The sequence below is a fragment of the Streptococcus sp. GMD4S genome, from assembly GCF_000296955.1.
This window is the reverse complement of the sequence record NZ_AJRE01000565.1, coordinates 1-601: the sequence shown is the minus strand read 5'-3', so window position 1 is coordinate 601 and position 601 is coordinate 1. Positions and strand designations below refer to the sequence as shown.

1 pseudogene is annotated in these 601 nt (G+C 46.9%); it reads left to right on the top strand.

Annotated features, from left to right (window positions below):
* Positions 1-601 (top strand): annotated as a pseudogene (locus GMD4S_RS12565) (bifunctional phosphoribosylaminoimidazolecarboxamide formyltransferase/inosine monophosphate cyclohydrolase); the annotation flags it as partial.

The window sequence follows — 601 nt, the reverse complement described above, 5'->3', positions numbered from 1 at the left end:
TTGTAGTGGTCAACCTCTATCCTTTCAAGGAAACAATCCTCAAACCAGACGTGACGTACGCTGACGCAGTTGAAAATATCGATATCGGGGGGCCATCCATGCTTCGTTCAGCAGCTAAAAACCACGCTAGCGTAACGGTTGTGGTAGACCCTGCTGACTATGCAGTGGTTTTGGACGAGTTGTCAGCCAATGATGAAACGACTTACGAAACGCGTCAACGTTTGGCAGCTAAGGTTTTCCGTCACACAGCAGCTTATGATGCCTTGATTGCAGAATACTTCACAGCTCAAGTGGGTGAAGCAAAACCAGAAAAACTCACTTTGACCTATGACCTCAAGCAAGCCATGCGCTATGGGGAAAACCCTCAGCAGGATGCGGACTTCTACCAAAAAGCTTTGCCGACTGACTATTCGATTGCATCAGCGAAACAGCTCAACGGTAAGGAATTGTCCTTCAATAACATTCGTGACGCGGATGCGGCCATTCGTATTATTCGTGATTTCAAAGACCGTTCAACTGTTGTGGCTCTCAAACACATGAACCCATGTGGAATTGGTCAAGCTGATGACATCGAAACTGCTTGGGACTATGCTTATGAGTC